The 22,256-nt window shown below is 42.3% G+C and carries 21 protein-coding genes and 2 tRNA genes; 9 read left to right on the top strand and 14 right to left on the bottom strand.

All coding sequences use genetic code 11. The annotated features are described in order from the left end of the window. Nucleotides 1-2: 2 nt before the first annotated feature. Nucleotides 3-1,865, bottom strand: a complete 1,863-nt coding sequence (locus IAR63_RS15275; protein WP_187705863.1) for an ABC transporter ATP-binding protein — start codon at nucleotides 1,863-1,865, stop codon at nucleotides 3-5. Between the two features lie 131 nt (nucleotides 1,866-1,996). On the opposite strand from IAR63_RS15275, the gene IAR63_RS15270 reads away from it, so the two are divergent. From IAR63_RS15270 to IAR63_RS15255, 4 genes are all read left to right on the top strand, one after another. Continuing rightward, nucleotides 1,997-2,566, top strand: a complete 570-nt coding sequence (locus tag IAR63_RS15270) for a COP23 domain-containing protein (protein ID WP_187705862.1) — start codon at nucleotides 1,997-1,999, stop codon at nucleotides 2,564-2,566. 16 nt (nucleotides 2,567-2,582) lie between these two features. Beyond that, complete coding sequence (locus IAR63_RS15265; protein ID WP_187705861.1) at nucleotides 2,583-4,952, top strand: tetratricopeptide repeat-containing S1 family peptidase; 2,370 nt, start codon at nucleotides 2,583-2,585, stop codon at nucleotides 4,950-4,952. A gap of 154 nt (nucleotides 4,953-5,106) precedes the next feature. Continuing rightward, nucleotides 5,107-7,848, top strand: coding sequence for a tetratricopeptide repeat protein (locus IAR63_RS15260; protein WP_187705860.1), 2,742 nt, complete (start codon nucleotides 5,107-5,109; stop codon nucleotides 7,846-7,848). Nucleotides 7,849-7,921: 73 nt separating this feature from the next. Continuing rightward, nucleotides 7,922-8,359 (top strand): peroxiredoxin, encoded by a 438-nt coding sequence (locus tag IAR63_RS15255; RefSeq protein WP_187705859.1) that lies wholly within the window; start codon nucleotides 7,922-7,924, stop codon nucleotides 8,357-8,359. A gap of 85 nt (nucleotides 8,360-8,444) precedes the next feature. Here the strand turns inward: IAR63_RS15255 and IAR63_RS15250 are convergent. The 5 genes from IAR63_RS15250 to petM all read right to left on the bottom strand — a co-directional run bounded on the left by IAR63_RS15250 (nucleotide 8,445) and on the right by petM (nucleotide 11,577). Beyond that, nucleotides 8,445-8,528: transfer RNA gene (locus tag IAR63_RS15250), tRNA-Leu, on the bottom strand. Nucleotides 8,529-8,599: 71 nt separating this feature from the next. Beyond that, nucleotides 8,600-9,292, bottom strand: coding sequence for a response regulator transcription factor NblR (gene nblR, locus IAR63_RS15245; protein ID WP_187705858.1), 693 nt, complete (start codon nucleotides 9,290-9,292; stop codon nucleotides 8,600-8,602). Between the two features lie 44 nt (nucleotides 9,293-9,336). Next, nucleotides 9,337-10,254: an NAD(+) kinase gene (locus tag IAR63_RS15240; protein ID WP_096545994.1), complete on the bottom strand. Its 918-nt coding sequence runs from the start codon at nucleotides 10,252-10,254 to the stop codon at nucleotides 9,337-9,339. An 83-nt stretch (nucleotides 10,255-10,337) separates the two neighbouring features. Continuing rightward, nucleotides 10,338-11,333 carry an SDR family oxidoreductase gene (locus IAR63_RS15235; protein WP_187705857.1) on the bottom strand — a complete coding sequence of 332 codons (996 nt, stop codon included), beginning with the start codon at nucleotides 11,331-11,333 and terminating at the stop codon, nucleotides 10,338-10,340. Nucleotides 11,334-11,472: 139 nt separating this feature from the next. Beyond that, on the bottom strand, nucleotides 11,473-11,577 hold the full coding sequence (gene petM, locus IAR63_RS15230) for a cytochrome b6-f complex subunit PetM (RefSeq protein ID WP_040008135.1): 105 nt from the start codon (nucleotides 11,575-11,577) through the stop codon (nucleotides 11,473-11,475). A 209-nt stretch (nucleotides 11,578-11,786) separates the two neighbouring features. Here petM and IAR63_RS15225 point away from each other — a divergent pair. Beyond that, nucleotides 11,787-11,860: transfer RNA gene (locus tag IAR63_RS15225), tRNA-Pro, on the top strand. A gap of 34 nt (nucleotides 11,861-11,894) precedes the next feature. On the opposite strand, the gene IAR63_RS15220 is transcribed toward IAR63_RS15225, so the two are convergent. Then, nucleotides 11,895-12,422 carry a GNAT family N-acetyltransferase gene (locus tag IAR63_RS15220; protein ID WP_187705856.1) on the bottom strand — a complete coding sequence of 176 codons (528 nt, stop codon included), beginning with the start codon at nucleotides 12,420-12,422 and terminating at the stop codon, nucleotides 11,895-11,897. Nucleotides 12,423-12,722: 300 nt separating this feature from the next. Between IAR63_RS15220 and IAR63_RS15215 the strand changes: the two genes are divergently transcribed. Further along, a complete protein-coding gene (locus IAR63_RS15215; protein ID WP_187705855.1) occupies nucleotides 12,723-13,583 on the top strand; it encodes an alpha/beta fold hydrolase in 861 nt (286 codons plus the stop codon). Here IAR63_RS15215 and tsaD read toward each other — a convergent pair. After that, nucleotides 13,580-14,623, bottom strand: a complete 1,044-nt coding sequence (tsaD, locus tag IAR63_RS15210) for a tRNA (adenosine(37)-N6)-threonylcarbamoyltransferase complex transferase subunit TsaD (RefSeq protein WP_187705854.1) — start codon at nucleotides 14,621-14,623, stop codon at nucleotides 13,580-13,582. The two genes, IAR63_RS15215 and tsaD, sit on opposite strands and share 4 nt — an antisense overlap. 368 nt (nucleotides 14,624-14,991) lie before the next feature. Between tsaD and IAR63_RS15205 the strand changes: the two genes are divergently transcribed. From IAR63_RS15205 to IAR63_RS15195, 3 genes are all read left to right on the top strand, one after another. Then, nucleotides 14,992-15,486: a Photosystem I reaction center subunit III gene (locus tag IAR63_RS15205; protein WP_187705853.1), complete on the top strand. Its 495-nt coding sequence runs from the start codon at nucleotides 14,992-14,994 to the stop codon at nucleotides 15,484-15,486. Between the two features lie 40 nt (nucleotides 15,487-15,526). Further along, complete coding sequence (psaJ, locus tag IAR63_RS15200; protein ID WP_006276004.1) at nucleotides 15,527-15,676, top strand: photosystem I reaction center subunit IX; 150 nt, start codon at nucleotides 15,527-15,529, stop codon at nucleotides 15,674-15,676. Between the two features lie 129 nt (nucleotides 15,677-15,805). After that, nucleotides 15,806-16,327 carry a photosystem I reaction center subunit XI gene (locus tag IAR63_RS15195; protein ID WP_006276003.1) on the top strand — a complete coding sequence of 174 codons (522 nt, stop codon included), beginning with the start codon at nucleotides 15,806-15,808 and terminating at the stop codon, nucleotides 16,325-16,327. Between the two features lie 80 nt (nucleotides 16,328-16,407). Here IAR63_RS15195 and gmk read toward each other — a convergent pair whose 3' ends face one another. From gmk to fusA, 6 genes are all read right to left on the bottom strand, one after another. Beyond that, nucleotides 16,408-17,013 (bottom strand): guanylate kinase, encoded by a 606-nt coding sequence (gene gmk, locus IAR63_RS15190; protein WP_187705852.1) that lies wholly within the window; start codon nucleotides 17,011-17,013, stop codon nucleotides 16,408-16,410. A gap of 21 nt (nucleotides 17,014-17,034) precedes the next feature. Continuing rightward, nucleotides 17,035-17,301 carry an extracellular matrix/biofilm regulator RemA gene (remA, locus tag IAR63_RS15185; protein ID WP_006276001.1) on the bottom strand — a complete coding sequence of 89 codons (267 nt, stop codon included), beginning with the start codon at nucleotides 17,299-17,301 and terminating at the stop codon, nucleotides 17,035-17,037. A 211-nt stretch (nucleotides 17,302-17,512) separates the two neighbouring features. Then, a complete protein-coding gene (locus IAR63_RS15180; RefSeq protein ID WP_096545979.1) occupies nucleotides 17,513-18,163 on the bottom strand; it encodes an LON peptidase substrate-binding domain-containing protein in 651 nt (216 codons plus the stop codon). Between the two features lie 224 nt (nucleotides 18,164-18,387). Then, nucleotides 18,388-18,705: a 30S ribosomal protein S10 gene (gene rpsJ / locus IAR63_RS15175; RefSeq protein ID WP_009341974.1), complete on the bottom strand. Its 318-nt coding sequence runs from the start codon at nucleotides 18,703-18,705 to the stop codon at nucleotides 18,388-18,390. Between the two features lie 114 nt (nucleotides 18,706-18,819). After that, a complete protein-coding gene (gene tuf, locus IAR63_RS15170) occupies nucleotides 18,820-20,049 on the bottom strand; it encodes an elongation factor Tu (RefSeq protein ID WP_141302906.1) in 1,230 nt (409 codons plus the stop codon). An 18-nt stretch (nucleotides 20,050-20,067) separates the two neighbouring features. Further along, nucleotides 20,068-22,146: an elongation factor G gene (fusA, locus tag IAR63_RS15165; protein WP_006275997.1), complete on the bottom strand. Its 2,079-nt coding sequence runs from the start codon at nucleotides 22,144-22,146 to the stop codon at nucleotides 20,068-20,070. Nucleotides 22,147-22,256 lie beyond the last annotated feature (110 nt).

Genomic DNA, 22,256 nt, shown 5'->3' with positions numbered 1-22,256 from the left:
TGCTAGTAGTTAATATTTCCTTGGGGAATGGCGGCTATTAGTTTTTTTGTGTATTCTTCCCTAGGTTGATGATAAATACTCTCAGACGTACCAACCTCCACAATTTTACCTTCATTCATGACCAAAATGCGATCGCTCATAAATTTAACCACACTTAAATCATGGGAAATGAAAATATAAGTTAATTGAAATTCCTGTTGTAATTCCTTCAAGAGATTTAAGACCTGAGCTTGAACGGAGACATCGAGAGCGGAAACCGACTCATCGCAAATAATAAATTTAGGATTTAGTGCCAAGGAACGGGCTATACAAATACGCTGACGTTGACCACCAGAAAATTGATGGGGATAGCGATTCATATCATTTGCACTTAATCCCACTCGTTCTAAAAGTTGGACAACAATCTCCTGGCGCTGTTGTTTGGTTTTCCCTACGGAATGAATTAACAAGGGTTCCATAATTGCTTCACCAATTTTCATTCTTGGGTCGAGGGAACTAAAAGGGTTTTGAAAAATTATTTGCATCTGTTTTCTCAGGGTCTGTAATTGAGTTCCTGAAAAATTAGTGATGTTTTGTCCTTCAAATATAATTTTTCCCGCCATGGGTTGAATTAATCTGATCAGGGTTCTACCCAAAGTAGTTTTACCGCAACCCGATTCTCCCACTAAACCTAAAGTTTCTCCTGGATAGACATCAAAGGAAACACCATTCACAGCTATATGATATCGTTTGTTACCTCCCAACAAACCGCGAACAGGAAAGCCCACCTTGAGGTTATGAATTTGTAAAAGTGGGGATTTTCTGGTTAAATCATCTATTCGCGTTTCAATTTCTGCTGGGGTAATTTGTCGAGGGATATTCGGTTCTTTTGACTTAATAATCAGCTCTCCATTGGGATATCTTTGTACTATCATGTAGTCAGAAACCGTCAGCAATTTTTGTGGTCGCTGGTTAAGAGTGGGACGACAAGCTACTAAACCTTTAGTATATGGGTGCTGGGGATGGGTGAAAATTTGTGATGCCAAACCACATTCGACAATTTTACCTTTATACATCACTGCTACTTGATCGGCAATTTCAGCAACTAGTCCTAAATCATGACTGATGAAAATCATAGCCATGTTACGACTTTTTTGGAGTTCTCTCATCAGTTCCATAATTGTCGCTTGCACTGTTACATCCAAAGCGGTTGTTGGTTCATCAGCAATTAACAAAGATGGATTACAACAAATCCCCATGGCAATCATGACTCTTTGCAACTGACCTCCTGACAACTCATGGGGGTAGCGTTCTAGCATTGCCATCTTATACTCTTTCACCAACTGTGCTAATTGATAATCATTGGGTAGTGGGGTTTTGGGATGGGTTTGATGCCAGTTTTCTAAATACTGCTGTTTAATGTTTTCATCCTTGGGTAATAGCTTTACTTCCTGTAATCGGGCGATCGCAATTCTTTTAGCTTCAGCTAGGGTGACATTTTGATGGCGCTCAATTGCTTCTGTTAATTGAAAACCAATGTTATAAACCGGGTTGAGGGAAGTCATTGGTTCTTGAAAAATCATTGCCATATCCCCACCACGGTAAAGCTGGATTTCCCGTGACGGTAGAGCTAATAAATCCAGCGGTTGGGCATTTTTTTGATTGCGGAATAAAATTTGTCCTCCAGTTACCCGACCGGGGTATGGCAATAAACCCATAATTGCCAGAGCTGTGACTGATTTACCACTACCGGACTCACCAACTATTCCCAGGGTTTGACCTTGGGGTACATCAAAACTAATGCCATCGATAGCTTGTACCTGGGCACCATCCCCGGAAAATTCCACTCGCAAATTGCGAACTTCCAAACAATTCCTATGGTGCATTTTCCTTCCTCACTGTTAAATGTTATTTATGTGGATTATCTATCCTAGTTGTAGCAGCTATGGGGTGGTAAGGAATCCGGTAATATGCTATGTTGTTAAGAGTAAAAATTGTGTGTTTTTTGGAGTGGTCTATGAAACTATCATTGTTTTTCTCCGGGTTAGCGGTGACTTTAACTACATTAAATATAAATGTTTATCCGGCATTCAGCCAGTCAGGATATGAGGTCAATTTTCCCGATGAAGTCACATTTTCGTGCCAAGAAATGTTTGATCCCGTCATGAAGGCGAAATTACCAATGACTGTAGCCTGGGTTCCAGAACGTAAAGGTTATGTGAGATTTATTACTTGGAAATCCAAATTATTTGGTCAGCAATGGAATCCTAGTAGTCGTTGCAGGGTAGTATCTAGCAGATTCGAGCAATCTTACCAAATGGGGAGTCTACAGTATTTAACTGCGGGAACCACCAATGGCTATCCAATAGTTTGTGCGACAACCCTTGGGGGTAGTTGTAATAGCGAGAATCAACTATTCACTATGGAGTATACACGCAACCCTTGGGAAGTATTGGGATCTCTTATATCTATAATGACAGGAAGTACCTCTGGCACTATTATGCAATCAGCGGAAACGAGTACTTATTTAAGTGTAACCAATTATATAAAAAATGCACCAATTATCACTGTGGATGATTTAAGATAAGAGGAAGAGCTTAGAAATGAACTTGACATCTTGTTTACCGATATTATTTTTGGTGCCCACACTAGTGTTGAGTAGTTCCCCGCAGTCCCTTGCCAAAACTACTCCTAAACAGGAATCTTCTTGTGAATTAGAACGGGAAGGCGAATTTTACTCTCCAGAACAATTAAAAACTATAGCTCAAAGAATTACGGTCAGAGTTATAGCAGACAACAGTGGTGGTTCAGGAACGCTCATTGCTCAGGAGGGTAACTCCTACTTGGTGCTGACAAGTAATGATGTCATTAGTGGTACTACACCTAGTGCACTTCGTATTCAAACTCACGATGGTAGGATCCACCAAGGGCGTATGTTATACAATTATAAGAACGCTGAACAGCAGCAACTAGATAAAATAAACTTAGTTATTCTAGAATTCACATCCAATAGGAAATACTGCTTAACAAAACAAATTGTGAATACGGAAATTAGACAAGACACAGCGGTACTGGCATCGGGATATTCTGTCAACAGTAGTAAGATAATCTTCTCCCCAGGAACAATTAAACAAATTGTTTCTCAACCGACATTTGCCCAAGGATATGAAATAGGGTATGACAGCACTATACAACAGGGGATGGGCGGGGGTCCAATCATCAACTCAACGGGAGACCTAATAGGAATCCATGGTAAGTCTGCTTTTCCCATATTAAATAATGGTTATGTGTATGCAGACGGAAAAACCCCCCCACTGTCAGAAATTGAAGAATTTAGGAAACTCAGTTGGGGTATACCTGTTAGCTCAATATTGGCTCAGCTCAAACCGGAAGTTCTTTCAAGATATGGACTACCCATACCACGTAGAAATAGATCAGTACCAGAGATACCAATATTACCAGAATGGCTGGGGAATATTGAAAGTAAGGTTAGGCAGTTTACAGTTAGAATTGATGGTGGTGGTAATAATGGATCAGGAGTAATAATTGCCCGAGAGGGAAATACTTACACTGTTCTAACCAGTGCTCACGTGGTTTGCAAAATACCCCAAAAGATTAGTCGTAGCAAGGAGGACAAGAATAAATGTGTAGAAGAAAATTATACAGTTATTGCTGCTAGTGGACGGGAATATCCCTTGGACAATGGCAGTATAAAATTAGGGAAAGGGGTAGATTTAGCCACAGTAAAATTTAATAGTGAGGAAAACTATCCAGTCGCAACATTAGCAGATTATCCTGTGGCAAATCACCAATACATATTCACGGTTGGATATCCAAAACTGGGACGAACACCCTCTTGGCGATTTACAATTGGACAAATTTTCAGCAGGGAGAAGGGATTATTAGCACTAACAAGTACTGGTCAAAACTTAAAAAGTATTGACTATACAATACAAGACGCTAATTTAGGTAAAGAATACGAACTTGTTTATACAAGTATTACTCTAGGGGGAATGAGTGGGGGAGCAGTGGTAGATAGCCAGGGTAGAGTGATTGGTATTCACGGGAAAGCGGAGGGACAAGTTGTGATGGAGGAGACAACAGAGGATGGAGGTGTTAGTATAGGCAACAGGGTGCAATTAGGTTATAGCCTGGGTATTCCCATTAGCACTTTTTTAAGGATTGCACCCGAATTGAATACCCGAGTAGACCGGGTAGAAAATACGCCAGCACCACAATTAAAATCATGGGAGGTAGAGTCTATTAGGAAGGCAATACTATCAGTAAATGTCTCTAGGGGAAATGCTAGTGCTATTGAGTGGGTAGAAAGGGGGAATCAATTGTGGCTATTAGGTCGCTATCAAGAAGCGGCAACAGCTTTTGAAAACGCAATTGAACGGAGGCCAGCCTTTATTCATTTAGCCTATTATGGTAAAGCATTGTCCCTATGGTGGAATGGTAACGACACTGAAGCAGTGGAAGTTTTCAAACAAGTTGTTCAAGCTAAACCCGATTTTGTTCCTGGGTGGTACTTTTTAAGTTTAGCAAATCAGAAGTTAGGAAACTTAGATCAGGCATTGTTGGATGTTGGTCAGGCTATATTTCATCAAAATTCAGTTAAGTCTCAGACCATTAGTCCTAATCTTTACGGATTGAAGGGTAATTTATTATCTAATTTGAAAAGGTACAAAGAAGCTATACAGGCAATAGATCAGGCTATCCTAGTTGATCCCCGTGCTATTTTTTATGTTATAAGGGGGGATATACATAATAATTTAGGAGATAAGCGGGAGGCAATGGATGATTATACTCAAGCCCTTGATCTGAATCCCAATGTTGCCTATACCTACACTGCCAGGGGATCTGTTCGCAAAGAGTTGGGAGACAGCAAGGGAGCAATAGATGATTACACCCAGGCTCTTAGGCTAAATTCTGATGGGGTGGTAATCTGGGACATAAGAAATGGAAAATAGATCCATTACACAAATGGTGTAGAGTTATTATTATCAGGTCAAGTGCATCATAACAACATCACTCAATACGCCTTGTTCATAAAATAAGTGCAACAAACCGGAAATGCCTAGTGGGCAAGATGTAGTCAATAGATAGGAATAAGGAAGTGGAAGTATGATGAAAACAAACTTGACATGTTGTTTACCGGTACTATTGTTGTTGCCGACATTAGTGTTAAGCAGTTCCCCCCAGTCCCTTGCCAAAACTACTCCTGGACGGGAATCTTCTTGTGAATTGCAACGGGAAGGGGAATTTTACTCTCCAGAACAATTAAAAACCATAGCTCAAAGAATTACAGTCAGAGTTATGGGAGACAACACTGGTGGTTCAGGAACTCTAATTGCCCAGGAAGGTGGCTCCTATTTGGTGCTGACAAGTGGTGATGTCATTAGTGGTATTACACCTGCTGCGCTTCGTATTCAAACTCACGATGGCAGGGTCCACCAAGGGCGTGCGCTATACAATTATAAGCTTGCTGATCAGCAACAACTGGATAAGATAAACTTGGTTATTCTAGAATTTACACCTAATAGGAAATACTGCTTAACAAAACAAATTCTGAATACGGCAATTAAGCAAGACACGGCGGTAATGGCATCGGGATACTCTGTCAACAGTAGTAAAATAATCTTCTCTCCAGGAACAATTAAACAAATTGTTTCTCAACCGACATTTGTTCAAGGATATGAAATAGGGTATGACAGCGCTACACAACAGGGTATGAGTGGGGGTCCAATCATCAACTCAACGGGAGATCTGATAGGAATCCATGGTAAGTCTGCTTTTCCTATATTAAATAATGGTTATGTGTATGCAGATGGGAAAAAACCCCTAGTGTCGGAAATTAAAGAATTTAGGAAACTCAGTTGGGGTATACCTGTTGGCTCAATATTGGCTCAGCTGAAACCGGAAATTCTCGCAAGATATGGACTACCCGTACCCAGGAGAAATAGATCAGTACCAGAAATGCCAATATTACCAGAATGGCTAAGTAATATTGAAAGTAAAGTTAGGGAGTTTACAGTCAGAATTGATGGTGATGGCAATAATGGGTCAGGAGTGATAATTGCCCGGGAGGGAAATACTTACACTGTTCTAACCAGCGCTCACGTGCTTTGCAAAATACCTCACAAGACTAGCAATAACCATTGCGTAACTAAAAATCATACATTAGTTACTGCCAGTGGACAGAAATATCCCTTAGACAATAGCGGTATAAAATTGGTACAAGGGGTAGATATAGCTACAGTAAAATTTAATAGTGGGGAAAACTATCCAGTCGCAACGCTAGCAAATTATGCTGTAGAAAATCACCAATATGTATTCACAGTTGGAGAGCCAAAACTGGGACAAACACCCCGGTTGACAGTTGGACAAATTTTTAGTAAGGAAAACGGATTATTAGCACTAAAAAGTGCTGGGCAGGAATTAAAGGATATTGACTATACAACAATAGAAGATGCCAATTTAGGAAAAGAGTACGAACTAGTATATACAAGTGTTAGTCAGAGAGGCATGAGTGGGGGACCAGTGGTGGATAGCCAGGGCAGGGTCATTTGTATTCATGGGAAAGCGGAAGGACAAGTTGTGATGGAGGAGACAACAGAGGATGGAGGTGTAGATGATAGGGTACAATTGGGTTATAATTTGGGCATTCCCATTAGTACCTTTTTAAGGATTGCGCCCCAATTGAATACCCGACCAGAGCGGGTGGAAAATACGCCAGCACCACAGTTAAAATCATGGGAAATAGAGTCTATTCGAAAAACAATAGTATTAGTTAATGCTTCCATGGGAAAGGCTAGTGCTATTGAGTGGATAGAAAGGGGAAATCAATTGTGGCTATTAGGTCGCTATCAAGAGGCGGTAACAGCCTTTGAAAACGCAATTGAACGGAAGCCAGCATTTATTCATTTGGCCTATTATGGCAAGGGTTTGTCTCTGGAGTCTAATGGTAACGATACTGAAGCAACAGGAGCATTTGAACAAGCTGTCAAAGCTAAATTTGATTTTTCTGTAGCATGGAATAGGTTAGCTGCACTCAACATAAAATTTGGAAGACTCAGCATGGCCCTAGCAGCTATTAATCAAGCCATTAAACTGCAATCAATGGACACTAGTTTATATAGTCAAAAGTTTTATATCCTGCTTAGTCTAACAATGTATCAAGAAGCAATACAAGTAATGGATCAAGCTATATTGCTCAACCCCCATCATGGTTTTTATATTAATCGGGGAGCTGCTCGCCGCGAATTGGGAGATTACAAAGGAGCAATAGATGATTACACTCAAGCTATCGAGATTTCCCCTGAACTTGCTTCAGTCTACTATGAGCGGGGAGGTGCTCGCCGTGAATTGGGAGATTACAAAGGAGCAATAGATGATTACACTCAAGCTATTAAGATTGAGCCTGAGTCTGCTTTTTTAGCTTACTATGAGCGGGGAGGTGCTCGCCGTGAATTGGGAGATTACAAAGGAGCAATAGATGATTACACTCAAGCTATTGAGATTTCTCCTGAATTCGCCTCAGCATACTACGATCGGGGAGGTGTTCGCCGTAAATTGAGAGATTACAAAGGAGCAATAGATGATTACACTCAAACTATTAAGATTGAGCCTGAGTCTGCTTTTTTAGCTTACTATGAGCGGGGAGGTGCTCGCCGTGAATTGGGAGATTACAAAGGAGCAATAGATGATTACACTCAAGCTATTGAGATCTCCCCTGAATTTGCCTCAGCATACTATGAGCGAGGATTTGCTCGCCGTGAATTGGGAGATGAAAATGGAGCTGGTTTTGACTTTCAAAGGGCCTCGGATTTACAAGTTTCACGTCCCAGAATCCTTCCTAAAGATTGATAATAGTGTTTAAAAGATATATAATGGGGTTGAATCTTGCTATCAACATATTCTCACACAGGAAAGATCAAGTATGGCATTATCAGTTGGTACAACAGCACCTGCATTTACCACCAAGGATACAAACGGCAACACAGTGTCACTATCTGATTTTGCCGGTAAAACTGTAGTTCTATATTTTTATCCCAAAGATGACACTCCTGGATGCACCAAACAAGCTTGCAGTTTTCGGGATGCCCAAAGTGACTACCAAGGGAAAGATATAGTAGTTTTAGGAGTAAGTGCTGATGATGTGACTTCCCATCAAGCATTCACCACAAAATATAAGCTCAATTTTCCCCTGTTAGCTGATACTGATAAATCTTTAATAAAAGCTTACGATGTGGATGGCGGCGGTTATGCTAAACGTGTTACTTATATCATAGATCCAAATGGCAAGATTGCTCATGTTGACACCACAGTTAACACTTCCACCCATGCTAGCGATGTTCTAGCAGCTATTGCCCTATAAAACCACTCCAAACTCTTTAGATAAGGTACGCTGGTTTGTTCCGGCGCACCTTGTCCTTGATGGGACTATATTTTATTTTCTTTAATGGGCAGAAGGAGAATCGAACTCCTATGACCGCAAGGTCGCCACATTTTGAGTGTGGTGCGTCTACCAGTTTCGCCATCCGCCCTTCTTCGGCAACTTTCCTATTATAACCTAGTTTTTTGTTTTGGCAATAGGCTAAACAAAATTTTTTTCTACCTAGGACTCTCTTAATACATATCCCACACCTCGCACTGTTTGAATCAAACGCTTTTGTCCATTTTCTTCGATTTTCAATCGTAAGTAGCGAATGTATACTTCAATTACATTGGACTCACCAACAAAGTCATAACCCCAAACATTTTCCAAAATTTGTTCCCGGGTTAAAACTTCCCGGGGATGTTCCATAAAGAACTTTAATAGTTCAAATTCCTTCATTGTTAAATCAATGGCTTTATTGTTATGGATAGCGCGACGAGTACCAATATCTAGGACTAAATCTCCAAAGCGTAACTGTTCACTACTGTCAACATCTGGTTTGAGATATAAACGAATGAGCTTGGAAAATTCCTCGGAACGGTAAGGCTTAAGAATATAATCATCTGCACCCGCCTCTAGGCAAGCCACACGGTCATCCATGGCGTCTCTGGCCATTAATATCAGAACCGGCTTAGTATTGCCAGTGGCTCGGAGGTTTTTACAAAAAGATAATCCAGACTCTCCTGGCAACATTCTATCAACAACTATTAAAGCCGGTTGTAAATCTCGACATTTATGCAAACCGCTATTAGCATCAGTAGCTATAATAGCCTCATATCCAGCCTCTTGAAGATGAAGATCAAAGCCCAATTGACTAGCTAGAGTTTCATCAGGTTCAATCACCAGAACACGGGAGCCATGAGAAGGCATCATATTGATTTTTCCGATAGGGTTTACTGCTGGATAATGATCAAAAGTTATGGCAACTCCACCGAACTGGGTTTAGCAATATGGGGTAGTCCCCAACCCAATTTCTCCCGTAAAATTCGGAAAAACTCCGGTGGTTGTAAGCGTATAAACCTAGCCTTGTATTCCGAGCGGCGTAAATATACCCGATCCTCGGACAAAACAAAACACCCACCATTACCATCAACGACCATTACCAATCGAGGGATGTTAACCGGGTAAATATTTACTGGTTCATGATCGGGAAACACTAACGCTCTCGAAGCCAGAGAATGGGGACAAATGGGAACCAACTGCATTACGGGCACACCCGGGGCAATCACCGGGCCGCCAGCACTTAAGGAGTAGGCTGTTGAACCTGTGGGAGTAGAAACAATCACACCATCTGCGGCAATATCCACAGCTGCATGACGACCTATTTCAATTTCAAAATGGCACATCGAGGTTAGTGGTTCTCGATGCAATACCATTTCATTTAAACAAAGCGCTTCCCACAAAACTGAGTCCCCCCTCCAGACTTGAACATTCAGCATGGCCCGGTCTTCGATTTCATAGTGACCCTCCATCACCTGCTCCATAGCTGTGGGCAGCTGATTCAGATAGGTCTCCGTCAAAAACCCCATGTGACCTGTATTGACAGTTAACAATGGTACACCAGAGGGAGCAACTTGACGGGAAGCTGCTAAAACTGTCCCATCTCCACCTAATACCACTGCAAACCTCATATCTGAGTCAAATCCGGGAGGTGTAAGACCTGATATGGGAGTGTGGCATACGGGACTATCGGGGTTGGAGTAGCCCAATATACCACCAATACTTGCTGTCATACATACATCCCAACCAGCTGCGGTCAGCTGGTCTTGGAGTTCGATAGCGACTCGACCCGCTATCGGTTTTACGTCGTTGTAGATAATGCCTGCTTTTGGCACATTAAAACATCCAGGTTTGGGCGCTGCTTGATATTTAGTTATCCTGACACATTTTGGAATAATATAGTCACCGGTTGGGAATTTTATTGACTATTAACTTTTGTAGACTGCTTGAAAGGGGTTTTTTTGTCTTTTTTCTTCTCTTTTGCTTTTTGGTAGTCTAACTCTTTTAGCTTTTTCATAATCCTGCTAAAATACTCTTGTAAGTAAATTTCTACAGTAGTAGTTTGTTGTTTATCTAGTCCAAATACTGTGTATACTTCGTCCATAGAAGCATTTAGAGGTTTACCACTAGCTAGAACTTCCGAAAAAGCCAGTCTATCAGCCACATTCCACCCCCACTGAAAAAATCTTAGCAGGCCCTGAACGCCCCGTAGTAGACCTAAGGGCATTCGTGTGATTTTGGCATCTTTTCCTGACAGGCGCTCACAAATATCAATTATTTCTTCTGCACTCCAAGCACGAGTCCCCACCAGAGGAAAGGTTTGTTTTTCAGTTTCTGGTACAGTCAGGGCGCGAATTGCAAACTTAGCAATATCTTGAGTATCCATATAAGCTACTGGTGAAGACTCACCAGTGACCCATACTGGCTGATTTTCCAAAATAGGAATGCCATATTGACCAATCAGCCCTTGCATAAAACCAGCTAGTCTTAAAATTGTATAGTTTAAACCAGACTCAACTATGAACAATTCTGTACAACGCTTAATTTCCATTAGGGGAACCTTAGGATATTTGTCAGCATCCAAAATTGAGAAGAAAATAAACCGCTCTATACCAGCAGACTTAGCAGCTTGAACTAATGCTACTTTACCTTCCCAGTCCACTTGTTTAATAGTTAATGAATCTGTAGCACGAGAAGTGGAAGCGTCTATTACCTGCGTTACACCATCTAAAGCACCCAATAAGGTTTCTGGATAACACAGGTCTCCTTTCACCAGTTCGGCGCCCCACTCTTTCAGAAATGCTGCTTTTTTCAGACTTCTTACTAAACAGCGGACTTTGTAACCCTCATCTACAGCACGACGAACAACTTGTCTGCCAAGAGTGCCAGTAGCACCAACAACTAGTAATGTCATTATGGTCGTTATAAATTTTTATGTTTTGTGATAAAAATTTTAACAGAGTTCAGGTATGGAAATAAAACTTTACATTTTTCACATTTTTGTGGTTGGGGATCCCCCACCTTAAGGTGAGGAGTTACCCATTTTTTTGAATCTATTCTCCTGCTCCCTGAATTTTCAGCAGTAGGGCGCCTATAGCCCAACCAGCGAAAATCAGTCCGAAGGACAAAATACCTGCATTTAAAATTTCCCCGCCCATTTGCTGTGATTCTCCTTGTTTTGAATTAGCGTATCTTGTTTGAAACATCTGGGAACGATGCCATTGAAAGTTTAACAAATTGTGGAGGTCACCATGCCCAACTTCCAGTAACTTTCAAAAAAAGTACAGTTGCTGTTGACAAAACAAAAAAAATAAGTTAGTTTTTATATGGTGCGTAAAACTTCCGCTCCACATAAAAGTCCACTTATCGGGATGTAGCGCAGCTTGGTAGCGCGCCTGCTTTGGGAGCAGGATGCCGCAGGTTCAAATCCTGTCATCCCGACCTTTTACATGCCCTCCATTTCCCTTTCCTAGGCTCATTCAGGATACCAGAACATCCCCTTAATCCCCTCCGGGTCTGGGATAAACCCCATAGTGCGGTAGAAGTCCACCACATGGGCATCAGCAAAAAGGGTCACATTACTGATTTCCTCGTTTCTGAGTTTTTTGAGAACAAATTTCATCAATGCCTTACCCAAACCTTGATTTTGGAAGTCTGGATGAACTACCACATCCCAAATAGTGGCATTAAAAGCATGATCTGACGTAGCACGAGCAAAACCAATTAACCGCTTTTTGCTCCCTCGTATTTGCCACATGGAGGCCACGAGGAAACTATGGTCAATGGCTCTTTTCACTTTTCTTAGGGGACGACGCGACCAACCAACCGCATCACAGAGTTCTTCCAGTTCGTATAGATCAATATCTCGTTCAGTGCTGAAAACAATACTATCGCCACTGACGCTAGAATTACGCTTATCTCCCCGTGCATACTCATCAAATGTGCCGGTTTTAGTTGTCGCTACAGAGTTGGAATTAGTAAACCAAGTTTTCCAAAAACCCATGCCAATGCGGTTCGGGTAACACGAATAAGTTGTTTATATTTGACAGTGCGTACTAACCTAGAAAAACGCTTGCACCATTTAATCTCTGTTCAAGAACCACAGGGGGTAAGTTGAATAATAAGGAGGTTAGAAAGGGTAATCGTGATTCTGGATCAGATTTTCCACACACTTTTAACTTTAGCACTTCCTGTTCCTTCCAGTTCCAGATTTTATAGTTGGGTTCTAGAACAGGTTAAAATAGTCTAGGACAGTTGACTGTAATTGTGTAATTGATTTAACTTCCTCTATGAAACCCCAGGTATGGCAAAAATAGAAATACTTGGCGTTCCACACGCCTACGAATTAACAGTCCCTACCTCCCACCCTGACACTCTGGTGTTTATCCACGGTTGGCTAAATAGTCGTAGCTATTGGCAACCGCTAATTTCTCGTCTTTCCCTTGATTTTCAGTGCCTGTCGTACGATTTGCGGGGTTTTGGGGAATCTCAATGCCAATCCTGTGGTCAACCCCATAACTCCCATGACCATTCTCCCTATTCCACTGGGGCCTATTCTCAGGACTTAATTGCTCTCCTGGAATTACTGAGTATTTCTAGAGTCTGGCTAATTGGTCATTCCTGGGGAGGTACAATTGCTTTAAGAACCGCACTCCAATTGCCAAACTTAGTTCAAGGTGTAATTTGTATTAATGCTGGTGGTGGAATTTACTTGAAAGAGGCCTTTGAGCGGTTCCGTGCCACGGGTCAAAAGTTTCTACAAATCCGACCTCGTTGGCTTTACCAACTCCCCTTAATTGATTTGTTTTTTACTAGAACTAATGTGGCACGTCCTTTGGATCGGCACTGGGCCCGTCAAAGAATTATGGATTTTATCATCGCTGATCCTCAATCAGCTATAGGAACACTTATGAGTTCCACAACTGAAGAGGAAGTGAATAGTTTGCCTCAGTTAGTTTCACAGATAAAACAGCCAGTTTACTTTTTAACAGGTGCTGATGATAAAGTGATAGAACCTAAGTATGTACGTCATTTGGCCAGCTTTCATTGGCTCTTTCAATATGTTGGCGATAATGTGATTGAAATTCCCAATTGTGGCCATCTGGCCATGCTAGAGCAACCGGATGGAGTTAGTAAACATATTATTTCAATTATTACTGGTTAAACTTTATATAAATCCATTACCTGAGTCACAGGTAGTCGGGAGTGAACCCCTAAAGTCCAATTAGACTGGTGACCACGTGACAGATGGTCAGATGCAGCACAACCAATCATAGCAGCATTATCAGTACAAAATTTTAAGGGGGGGAAAAGAACCCGCAGATTATGCTCTCTGGCAGCTGCTTGTAAGTGTTGTCTAAGTCCGCTGTTAGCTGCTACACCACCACCTATGGCAATTGTTTTTATACCATGGTCACAGGCACAGGCGATCGCTCTTTTAGTCAAAGCTTTAGCCAGAGTTGCTTGAAAGCTGGCGGCAATGTCTGCTACAGGTATTTTCTCATCATCTTTTTGAAAATGTTGTACAAGCCTTAACACAGCTGTTTTTAGACCACTAAAACTAGAATTATAGGGGTGATAACCACCTTGGGGCAAAGAAATTTTGCCTTCTGGCAAAGAGAAAGCATGGGGATTGCCCATTTGTGCCAACTGGTCAATAATTGGGCCTCCGGGATAAGCTAAGCCCAATAAGCGAGCCACCTTATCAAAGGCCTCACCTGCAGCATCATCAACAGTTTGTCCCAAAGTTTCGTACATACCACAATCTTGAACATAAATCAAGCTTGTATGTCCACCGGAAACAAGTAAGCTAAGAAAGGGGGGATTCAAATCAGGTTCAGCCAAATAGGTAGCATAAATATGACCTTCTAGGTGGTGAACTCCCAAAAAAGGCTTTTCATGGACCATAGCCAAAGTTTTTCCAGCAGTGAGACCCACTAATAAAGCTCCCACCAGTCCAGGGGCACAAGTAGCAGCCACACCGTCAATTTCTCCCCAGCTCATCAAACTGTCATCTAGGGCCTGTGCTATTACCTGATTAATTGTTTCTAAATGTTGTCTAGAAGCCACCTCTGGAACCACTCCACCATATCGCTGATGGAGAGGAATCTGGGAAGCTATGACACTGCTTTTCACGTAACGATTTTTAACGATAGCCACAGCAGTCTCATCACAACTGGTTTCGATAGCTAATATAGTTGTCATAAATTGTTCTAGGTGCGAGAAAATGGGAATGGAGGTCCAAACCCCCAAGTCGTCAAATCTTAACTTTTGGTTGCGAAGCTTTAACTTTTATTTACTTCAACTTTACTCGATTCCCTGCCAAGAGTATGATGACTTGCTAGTTATCCAAATCCCACACTGTACAGGCCGCTTCGTTTTGTACACCATGGTAACATGAAAAAAAGTATCGACAATATTTGGAGTTGATCCAGATGGAGTCAGTAAGGCGTTTTTGACTGCGCCAATTAGAGTACGCTTGTGGAACAAAAACGGTTCTAATGAATCTCCGTATATTTAAAGCGGGGAGAAGTCAAAAAACTTACTTTTTTGTAACAAAGGGAAACAACTCCATGCGACGATTGTTTGCTTTGATTTTAGCGATTGGTCTCTGGTTCAATTTTGCCCCTCAGGCCCATGCCCTGGGCGCCAACCTTGTTCCTTGTAAAGACTCTCCCGCTTTTCAAGATCTGGCTCTAAATGCCCGTAATACCACTGCTGATCCCGAATCTGGGAAAAAGCGGTTTGAACGATATTCACAGGCTTTATGTGGTCCTGAGGGCTATCCCCACCTAATTGTTGACGGTCGTTTAGATCGTGCAGGGGACTTTTTAATTCCTAGTATTCTCTTCCTTTACATTGCTGGTTGGATTGGTTGGGTAGGCCGTGCTTACTTACAAGCAATCAAAAAAGAAGCTGATAGCGAGCAAAAAGAGATCCAAATTGATCTGGGTTTAGCACTACCCATTATCACCAGTGGGTTTGCTTGGCCAGCAGCAGCGATTAAAGAATTTCTCTCTGGTGAATTAACTGCTAAGGACTCGGAAATTACCGTTTCTCCTCGCTAGTTCATCTGCTCCCATCCACTTGTTTTCGGAGACTAAATCCATGGCTGATAAAAGCGATCAATCATCCTACCTAATCAAGTTTATTTCCACAGCTCCCGTAGCAGCCACAATTTGGCTGACTATCACAGCGGGTATTCTCATCGAATTTAACCGCTTTTTCCCTGACCTACTGTTCCACCCCCTACCCTAGGCCAGCTAGACCGAAATATAGTCTTGATCGGTAAACAGTACTATTTAGGAGAGTTAACCATATCTCAACCTATCCTTGACAACTGTTTACCGACCATAATGTTGAAGCAATATTGAGGCAATACAAAACATGGCACAAGCAGCAAATAAATCTAAAAATCTCCCCAGTGACCCCAGAAATCAGCAAACCGTAAGAGCAGCTGGTGGTAATCCCCAGGATGGAAACTTGGAAACCCCAATTAACTCATCCCCTTTGGTTAAGTGGTTTATTGGCAACTTACCTGCTTATAGACCCGGATTAACTCCTTTTAGACGGGGACTGGAAGTGGGCATGGCACATGGCTACTTACTTTTTGGTCCTTTTGATAAGTTAGGTCCCCTACGTGATTCTGCCAATGCCAATTTAGCTGGATTATTGGGCAGTGTGGGTTTAGTTATCATTCTTACCGCATGTCTGTCTCTGTATGCTAATAGCAATCCTGCTCCAGCACTAGCGAGTGTAACAGTGACTAAAGTTCCAGGAGACGCATTTAATTCCAAAGAAAGTTGGAATAACTTCACCAGTGCTTTCTTAATTGGTGGTATTGGTGGTGCTGTAGTTGCTTTCTTCTTGACCCTGAACTCTGGAATTATCCAAGGTTTAATTGGTTAATTTCCATAATTTCTGCGCCCCCACACCATAATCATACATAATCTGGTGTGGTGGTGAAAGACAAAGTGAATATCTTAGTTTCAAAGCTCTGAAAAACTTGAAATAGCTTTTAAAATAGTTTCCAGTTCATTTAACGTTGTAGCGAAGTCATCATTGACAATTTGAATATCAAATTCTGAAGCGGCTTTAATTTCTTCCTTAGCCCGGTTAAGACGACGAGTGATGGCTTCATCCGAATCTTGTCCTCTTGCTCGGATGCGGTTTTCTAATTCTAGAAATGAAGGAGGCAAAATAAAAATGCTTAAGGCGTCAGGGTAAGAAGCTTTGATTTGTCTGGCCCCGGCCAATTCAATTTCTAAAATCACCGATCTTCCCAACTTAATTTGCTGGAGAACAGCAGCACGAGGAGTTCCATAATAATTACCAGCAAATTCCGCCCACTCCAAAAATTCCCCCTGAGCAACTAACTCTTGAAAGCTGTTGGGGGTGATAAAGTAATAACTTTTGCCATCAATTTCTCCCGGACGAGGAGAGCGAGTAGTAGCAGAAACTGAATAATACAATTGAGGATGTTGTGCCAAAAGTTTTTGCATTAAAGTTCCCTTACCAACTCCACTAGGACCTGTTAAAACAATTAGCTTACCGGGGCGGGTAGTAGCACTGGAAATAAGAGGTAAAAATTGCATTGTCTAATTTGGGACTTATTATCAATTGTCAGCTGTGTGATGGTCACGGGAAAGAACAAAACGATTGGCCACTGTTTCTGGCTGAATTGCTGAGAGAATAACATGGCTAGAATCAGTGATAATTACCGCCCTAGTGCGACGACCATAGGTGGCGTCAACTAATTGTCCTCTATCTTTGGCATCGCCAATAATTCGCTTAATAGGTGCTGATTCGGGACTAACAATGGCAATTACCCGATTAGCAGAAACTATGTTGCCAAAACCAATGTTGATTAACTGAATGTCCATAAAAATAGGTGTCCAAGGCAAAAACCAAAGTTTTTGATAAACATATTCTCATGTTATACCCTAAATAATTGGAGTTAGAACGATTAAAGTTTTGATATATTGAGGTTTTTGGTCATAAATAATATGTTTTGGCTTTTTAGTCCCTAAGATGGTCTAAAAATCCCTCCCACGGTACATGCAAAAAATTGCCCACCGTCACCTGCATGACATACTACTTTATATCATCAAAGGTATCTTTCAAGACTGAACGTGCGGCCAGATGATTACGAGTAGATGTCAAGATTTCCGCCTCCCTGTTTAATCGGGCTTGGGTATCCTGTAATTCCAACAATGCTTGTTGTTCATCGGCTACACCGTATAGGTTACTAGCTATCCAATAAGATAGCTCCCGTGGTAAATCTGGCAAATCTTCTGGCAATTCAATATCCCTGTCCGTCAATTTGGAAGAGAGACGAACTACATCCCGCAATAGCTGCTCCACTTCCGTAGCTAAAGGTCTTAAATCCAAGGCTGGTGGATTTTCTTCCATCCACTCCACTAAACCTACACGATAGGGTTTTTCTCTCACATATTCGAGCACCCGAAATCTTTGTTGTCCTAAAGTTAGGATTTCCATTCTGCCATCTTCCAATCGTTGATAATGAATTATTTCTGCACAACACCCAACATTGGCTATAGCACCATTAATTGGATTTACCATTAACACCCCAAACCGGCGATCGCTCTCTAAAATAGTATTCATCATAATTCGGTAGCGAAACTCGAACACATGCAGGGGCAAAGGTCTAGTGGGAAAAAGCACCACTTCTGGTAGGGGGAAAAGGGGTAGTTCGCGGACGGCAATTTTGGGGGAAGATGTCATTTTGGGTTAGGGGATAAAGTATATTGTTAAGACTATAAAGGCTATGTATGTTACTAATATTTTACACCCAAGTCTGGGTGAAAGTTTGTACTTGAGATTATTTGAGAATATTGTATCAGAAACAGGAAAAATAAAAGTGGAAAAAAGGGGTTTTGCTTTCCCTCCTTTCCACCTTTTGAGTCAAGCCAACTCTTGACCCATCAAAGCTTTATTTAGCGTTTTGGCTATAGTTTAACTTCAATGTCCACACCGGATGGTAAATCCAACTTCATCAGGGCATCAATAGTTTTAGAAGATGGTTGATGAATATCAATAATGCGACGATGGGTACGGGTTTCAAAGTGTTCACGGGAATCCTTGTCTACGTGAGGAGAACGCAGCACGCAATATATTTTGCGTTTTGTGGGTAAAGGAATAGGTCCAATAGCTGTGGCGTTAGTCCGGTTGGCCGTATCTACAATCTTCTCGCAAGATGTATCTAATAAACGTCGGTCAAAAGCTTGTAAGCGGATTCTGATCTTTTGCTGCTGTAAAGTTGCCATCTTTAGTTTTCCTGGTTCTGTGAATTTTAGATTTAGAGCTTGAGGGAAGAAAAAAGAGCAGAGATGAATTGTAACCATCTCCGCTCCATTTTCTTCAGAGCAAAAAGGTGAGTTCTATTTTAGAATTTTCGACACCACACCCGCACCGATAGTCCGACCACCCTCACGAATAGCAAAACGCATACCTTGTTCAATGGCCACAGGGTTAATCAGTTCCACAGTCATTTTAATCCGGTCTCCAGGCATTACCATTTCTGCCGCACCGCCATCATCAGCAGTAAAAGTTTTAATAGTGCCCGTTACATCGGTTGTCCGTACATAAAACTGGGGACGATAACCAGGGAAGAAGGGGGTTTTCCGACCACCTTCCTTTTCGGTGAGAACATAAACCTCACCTTCAAATTGGGTGTGGGGGGTAATAGAACCGGGTTTAGCAATTACCATACCCCGTTCAATGTCGGTTTTTTGAATACCGCGTAGTAGCACACCCGCATTGTCACCAGCCATCCCTTCGTCAAGACTCTTCTTGAACATTTCAATCCCGGTCACCGTGGTAGCTCGAGTGTCTCTAATACCCACTAATTCAACGTTATCACCAACCTTCACCTTACCACGTTCAATCCGACCGGTAGCGACCGTACCACGACCAGTAATAGAGAACACATCCTCTACTGCCATCAAGAAGGGTTTGTCTATATCGCGCTCAGGGGTGGGGATATAGGAATCTACAGCATCCATCAGTTCGTAGATTTTATCTACCCAAGGATTTTCGCCTCGTTGAGTCTTAGGATTAGCGGTCATTGCTTGGAGAGCTTGCAAGCCAGAACCCTTGACAATGGGAATATTATCGCCATCAAATTCATAACTGGTCAATAATTCCCGCAGTTCTAATTCTACCAGTTCCAACAATTCGGGGTCATCCATCATATCCTCTTTGTTTAAGAAGACAACCAAGCTAGGAACACCCACTTGTTTTGCTAGAAGAATGTGTTCACGGGTTTGAGGCATAGGTCCATCAGTAGCAGCTACTACTAGAATACCACCATCCATTTGTGCAGCACCAGTGATCATATTCTTCACATAGTCAGCGTGTCCTGGACAATCTACGTGGGCGTAGTGACGTTTTTCTGTTTCATACTCAACGTGGGCAGTATTGATGGTAATACCCCGAGCTTTTTCTTCGGGCGCATTATCAATTTGGTCATAGCCTTTAGCCACTGCTTGACCCAAAGCAGCCAAGGTCATGGTAATAGCTGCTGTTAAAGTTGTTTTACCGTGGTCAACGTGGCCAACAGTACCAATATTAACGTGAGGTTTGTTCCTTTCAAACTTTGCGCGTGCCATGTATATCTCCTTTTTTAATTATGCGTTCCCTTTGCTTTTTGCGATAATTGCCTCAGCCACGTTGCGAGGTACTTCATCGTAATGGCTAAATTCCATGGAAAAAATACCCCGTCCTTGAGTTTTAGACCGGATATCTGTAGCATAGCCAAACATTTCCGCTAGGGGTACTTTAGCAGTTACCTTAGCCAGTCCCTGCTCCGAACCCATGCCCTCAATTTGTCCGCGACGAGAGTTTAAATCCCCCATCACATCACCCAGGAAGTTCTCAGGTACTTCTACCTCAACTTTCATCATGGGTTCTAAGAGCACAGGTGAGGCCTTTGCCACAGCTTCTTTCATAGCCATGGACCCAGCAATTTTGAAGGCCATTTCTGAAGAGTCTACATCATGGTAAGAACCATCTATTAGGGTAGCCTTCACATCAATGAGTGGATATCCAGCTAATACACCGGATTCGCAGCATTCTTTCATACCCTGCTCCGATGGTCCAATGTATTCTTTGGGAACCACACCACCAACTATTTTGGAGACGAATTCAAAACCAGTCCCAGGTTCACCCGGTTCCAAGTCAATGACTACGTGACCATATTGACCTTTACCGCCACTTTGACGGATAAATTTGCCCTCAATTCTGTTGACAGCTTTGCGGATGGTTTCTCGGTAGGCTACCTGGGGTGCACCCACGTTGGCTTCCACCTTAAATTCCCTCAACATCCGGTCTACCAGAATTTCTAGGTGTAGTTCCCCCATGCCAGCAATTACCGTCTGATTGGTTTCTGGGTCCACACTAACCCGGAAGGTGGGATCCTCTTCTGAAAGAGCCTGTAAAGCTTTGGAAAGCTTATCCATGTCATTTTTGGTCTTAGGCTCTACTGCGACGGAAATAACCGGCTCGGGAATAAATAGGGATTCCAGAATTACTGGGGATCCCTCATCACATAGGGTGTCACCCGTCAAGGTGTCTTTTAACCCTACTGCTGCTCCTAGGTCACCAGCACGCAGTTCTTCTACGTCCTGACGCTCATCCGCTTTTAGTACCACCAGTCTGGAAATACGTTCTTTCTTACCTTTGGTAGCATTAAGTACGTAACTACCCTTCTTCAGCACGCCAGAGTAAACCCGGACAAAGGTAAGTCTTCCATAGGGATCTGCCATAATTTTGAAGGCTAAAGCTGATAGCGGTTGGCTATCCTCAGCTCTCCGCTCTACTGTATCCCCGTTGGGTAGTGTACCTTGAATCGCTGGTACGTCTATTGGAGCTGGTAGGTAATCTACCACTGCATCCAACATTAACTGTACGCCTTTGTTCTTGAAGGCTGAACCACAAAGCACTGGTACAATTGTTCCAGCCACTGTTCCCTTTCTCAGGGCACTACGAATTTCCGCTTCGGTGAGATCTTCACCCGCAAAATACTTCTCCATCAGAGCATCTTCTGTTTCCGCTACTGCTTCAATCAGCTTTACTCGATACTCTGCCGCTTGTTCTGCTAATTCAGCCGGAATTTCTGTTTCTTGAATATCTGTCCCTTGGTCATTAGTGTAAATATATGCACGCATCCGCACCAAATCTACAATACCTTGGAACTCGCTCTCGCTACCTATGGGAAGTTGGATGGCTATGGCATTAGCACGTAGGCGATCGCACATTTGCTCATGCACTTTGTAGAAGTTCGCTCCTGTGCGATCCATCTTGTTAATGAAAGCTATACGAGGCACTTTATAGCGATCCGCCTGACGCCATACGGTCTCGGACTGGGGTTGAACTCCACCCACAGAACAGAACACGGCTATCACCCCATCCAACACCCGCATGGAACGTTCCACTTCTATGGTGAAGTCTACGTGACCAGGAGTGTCAATAATGTTAATTTGATGATCTTTCCAGCTGGTACTAATAGCAGCAGCGGTAATGGTAATTCCCCTTTCCCTTTCCTGCTCCATCCAGTCGGTTACGGCTGTTCCTTCATGAACTTCGCCGATTTTATGAATTATCCCAGAGTAAAATAGTATTCTCTCTGTTGTTGTAGTTTTTCCCGCATCTATGTGCGCCGCAATACCGATGTTGCGTACTTTCTCTAGCGGGTTTGTGCGTGCCACATTTACCTCCTATAATTATAGTGCCATGATATCTTGTATATTACTCTTTGTTAAGATTCTATACTTTTACGGAAAACCGTCTTAGGCAGAAATCTAGCGATATACTCCTC

Source organism: Cylindrospermopsis curvispora GIHE-G1, assembly GCF_014489415.1.
GTDB lineage: Bacteria > Cyanobacteriota > Cyanobacteriia > Cyanobacteriales > Nostocaceae > Raphidiopsis > Raphidiopsis curvispora_A.
Note: the sequence above shows the minus strand (reverse complement) of the source record. Positions and strands in the feature narration are given on the sequence as shown.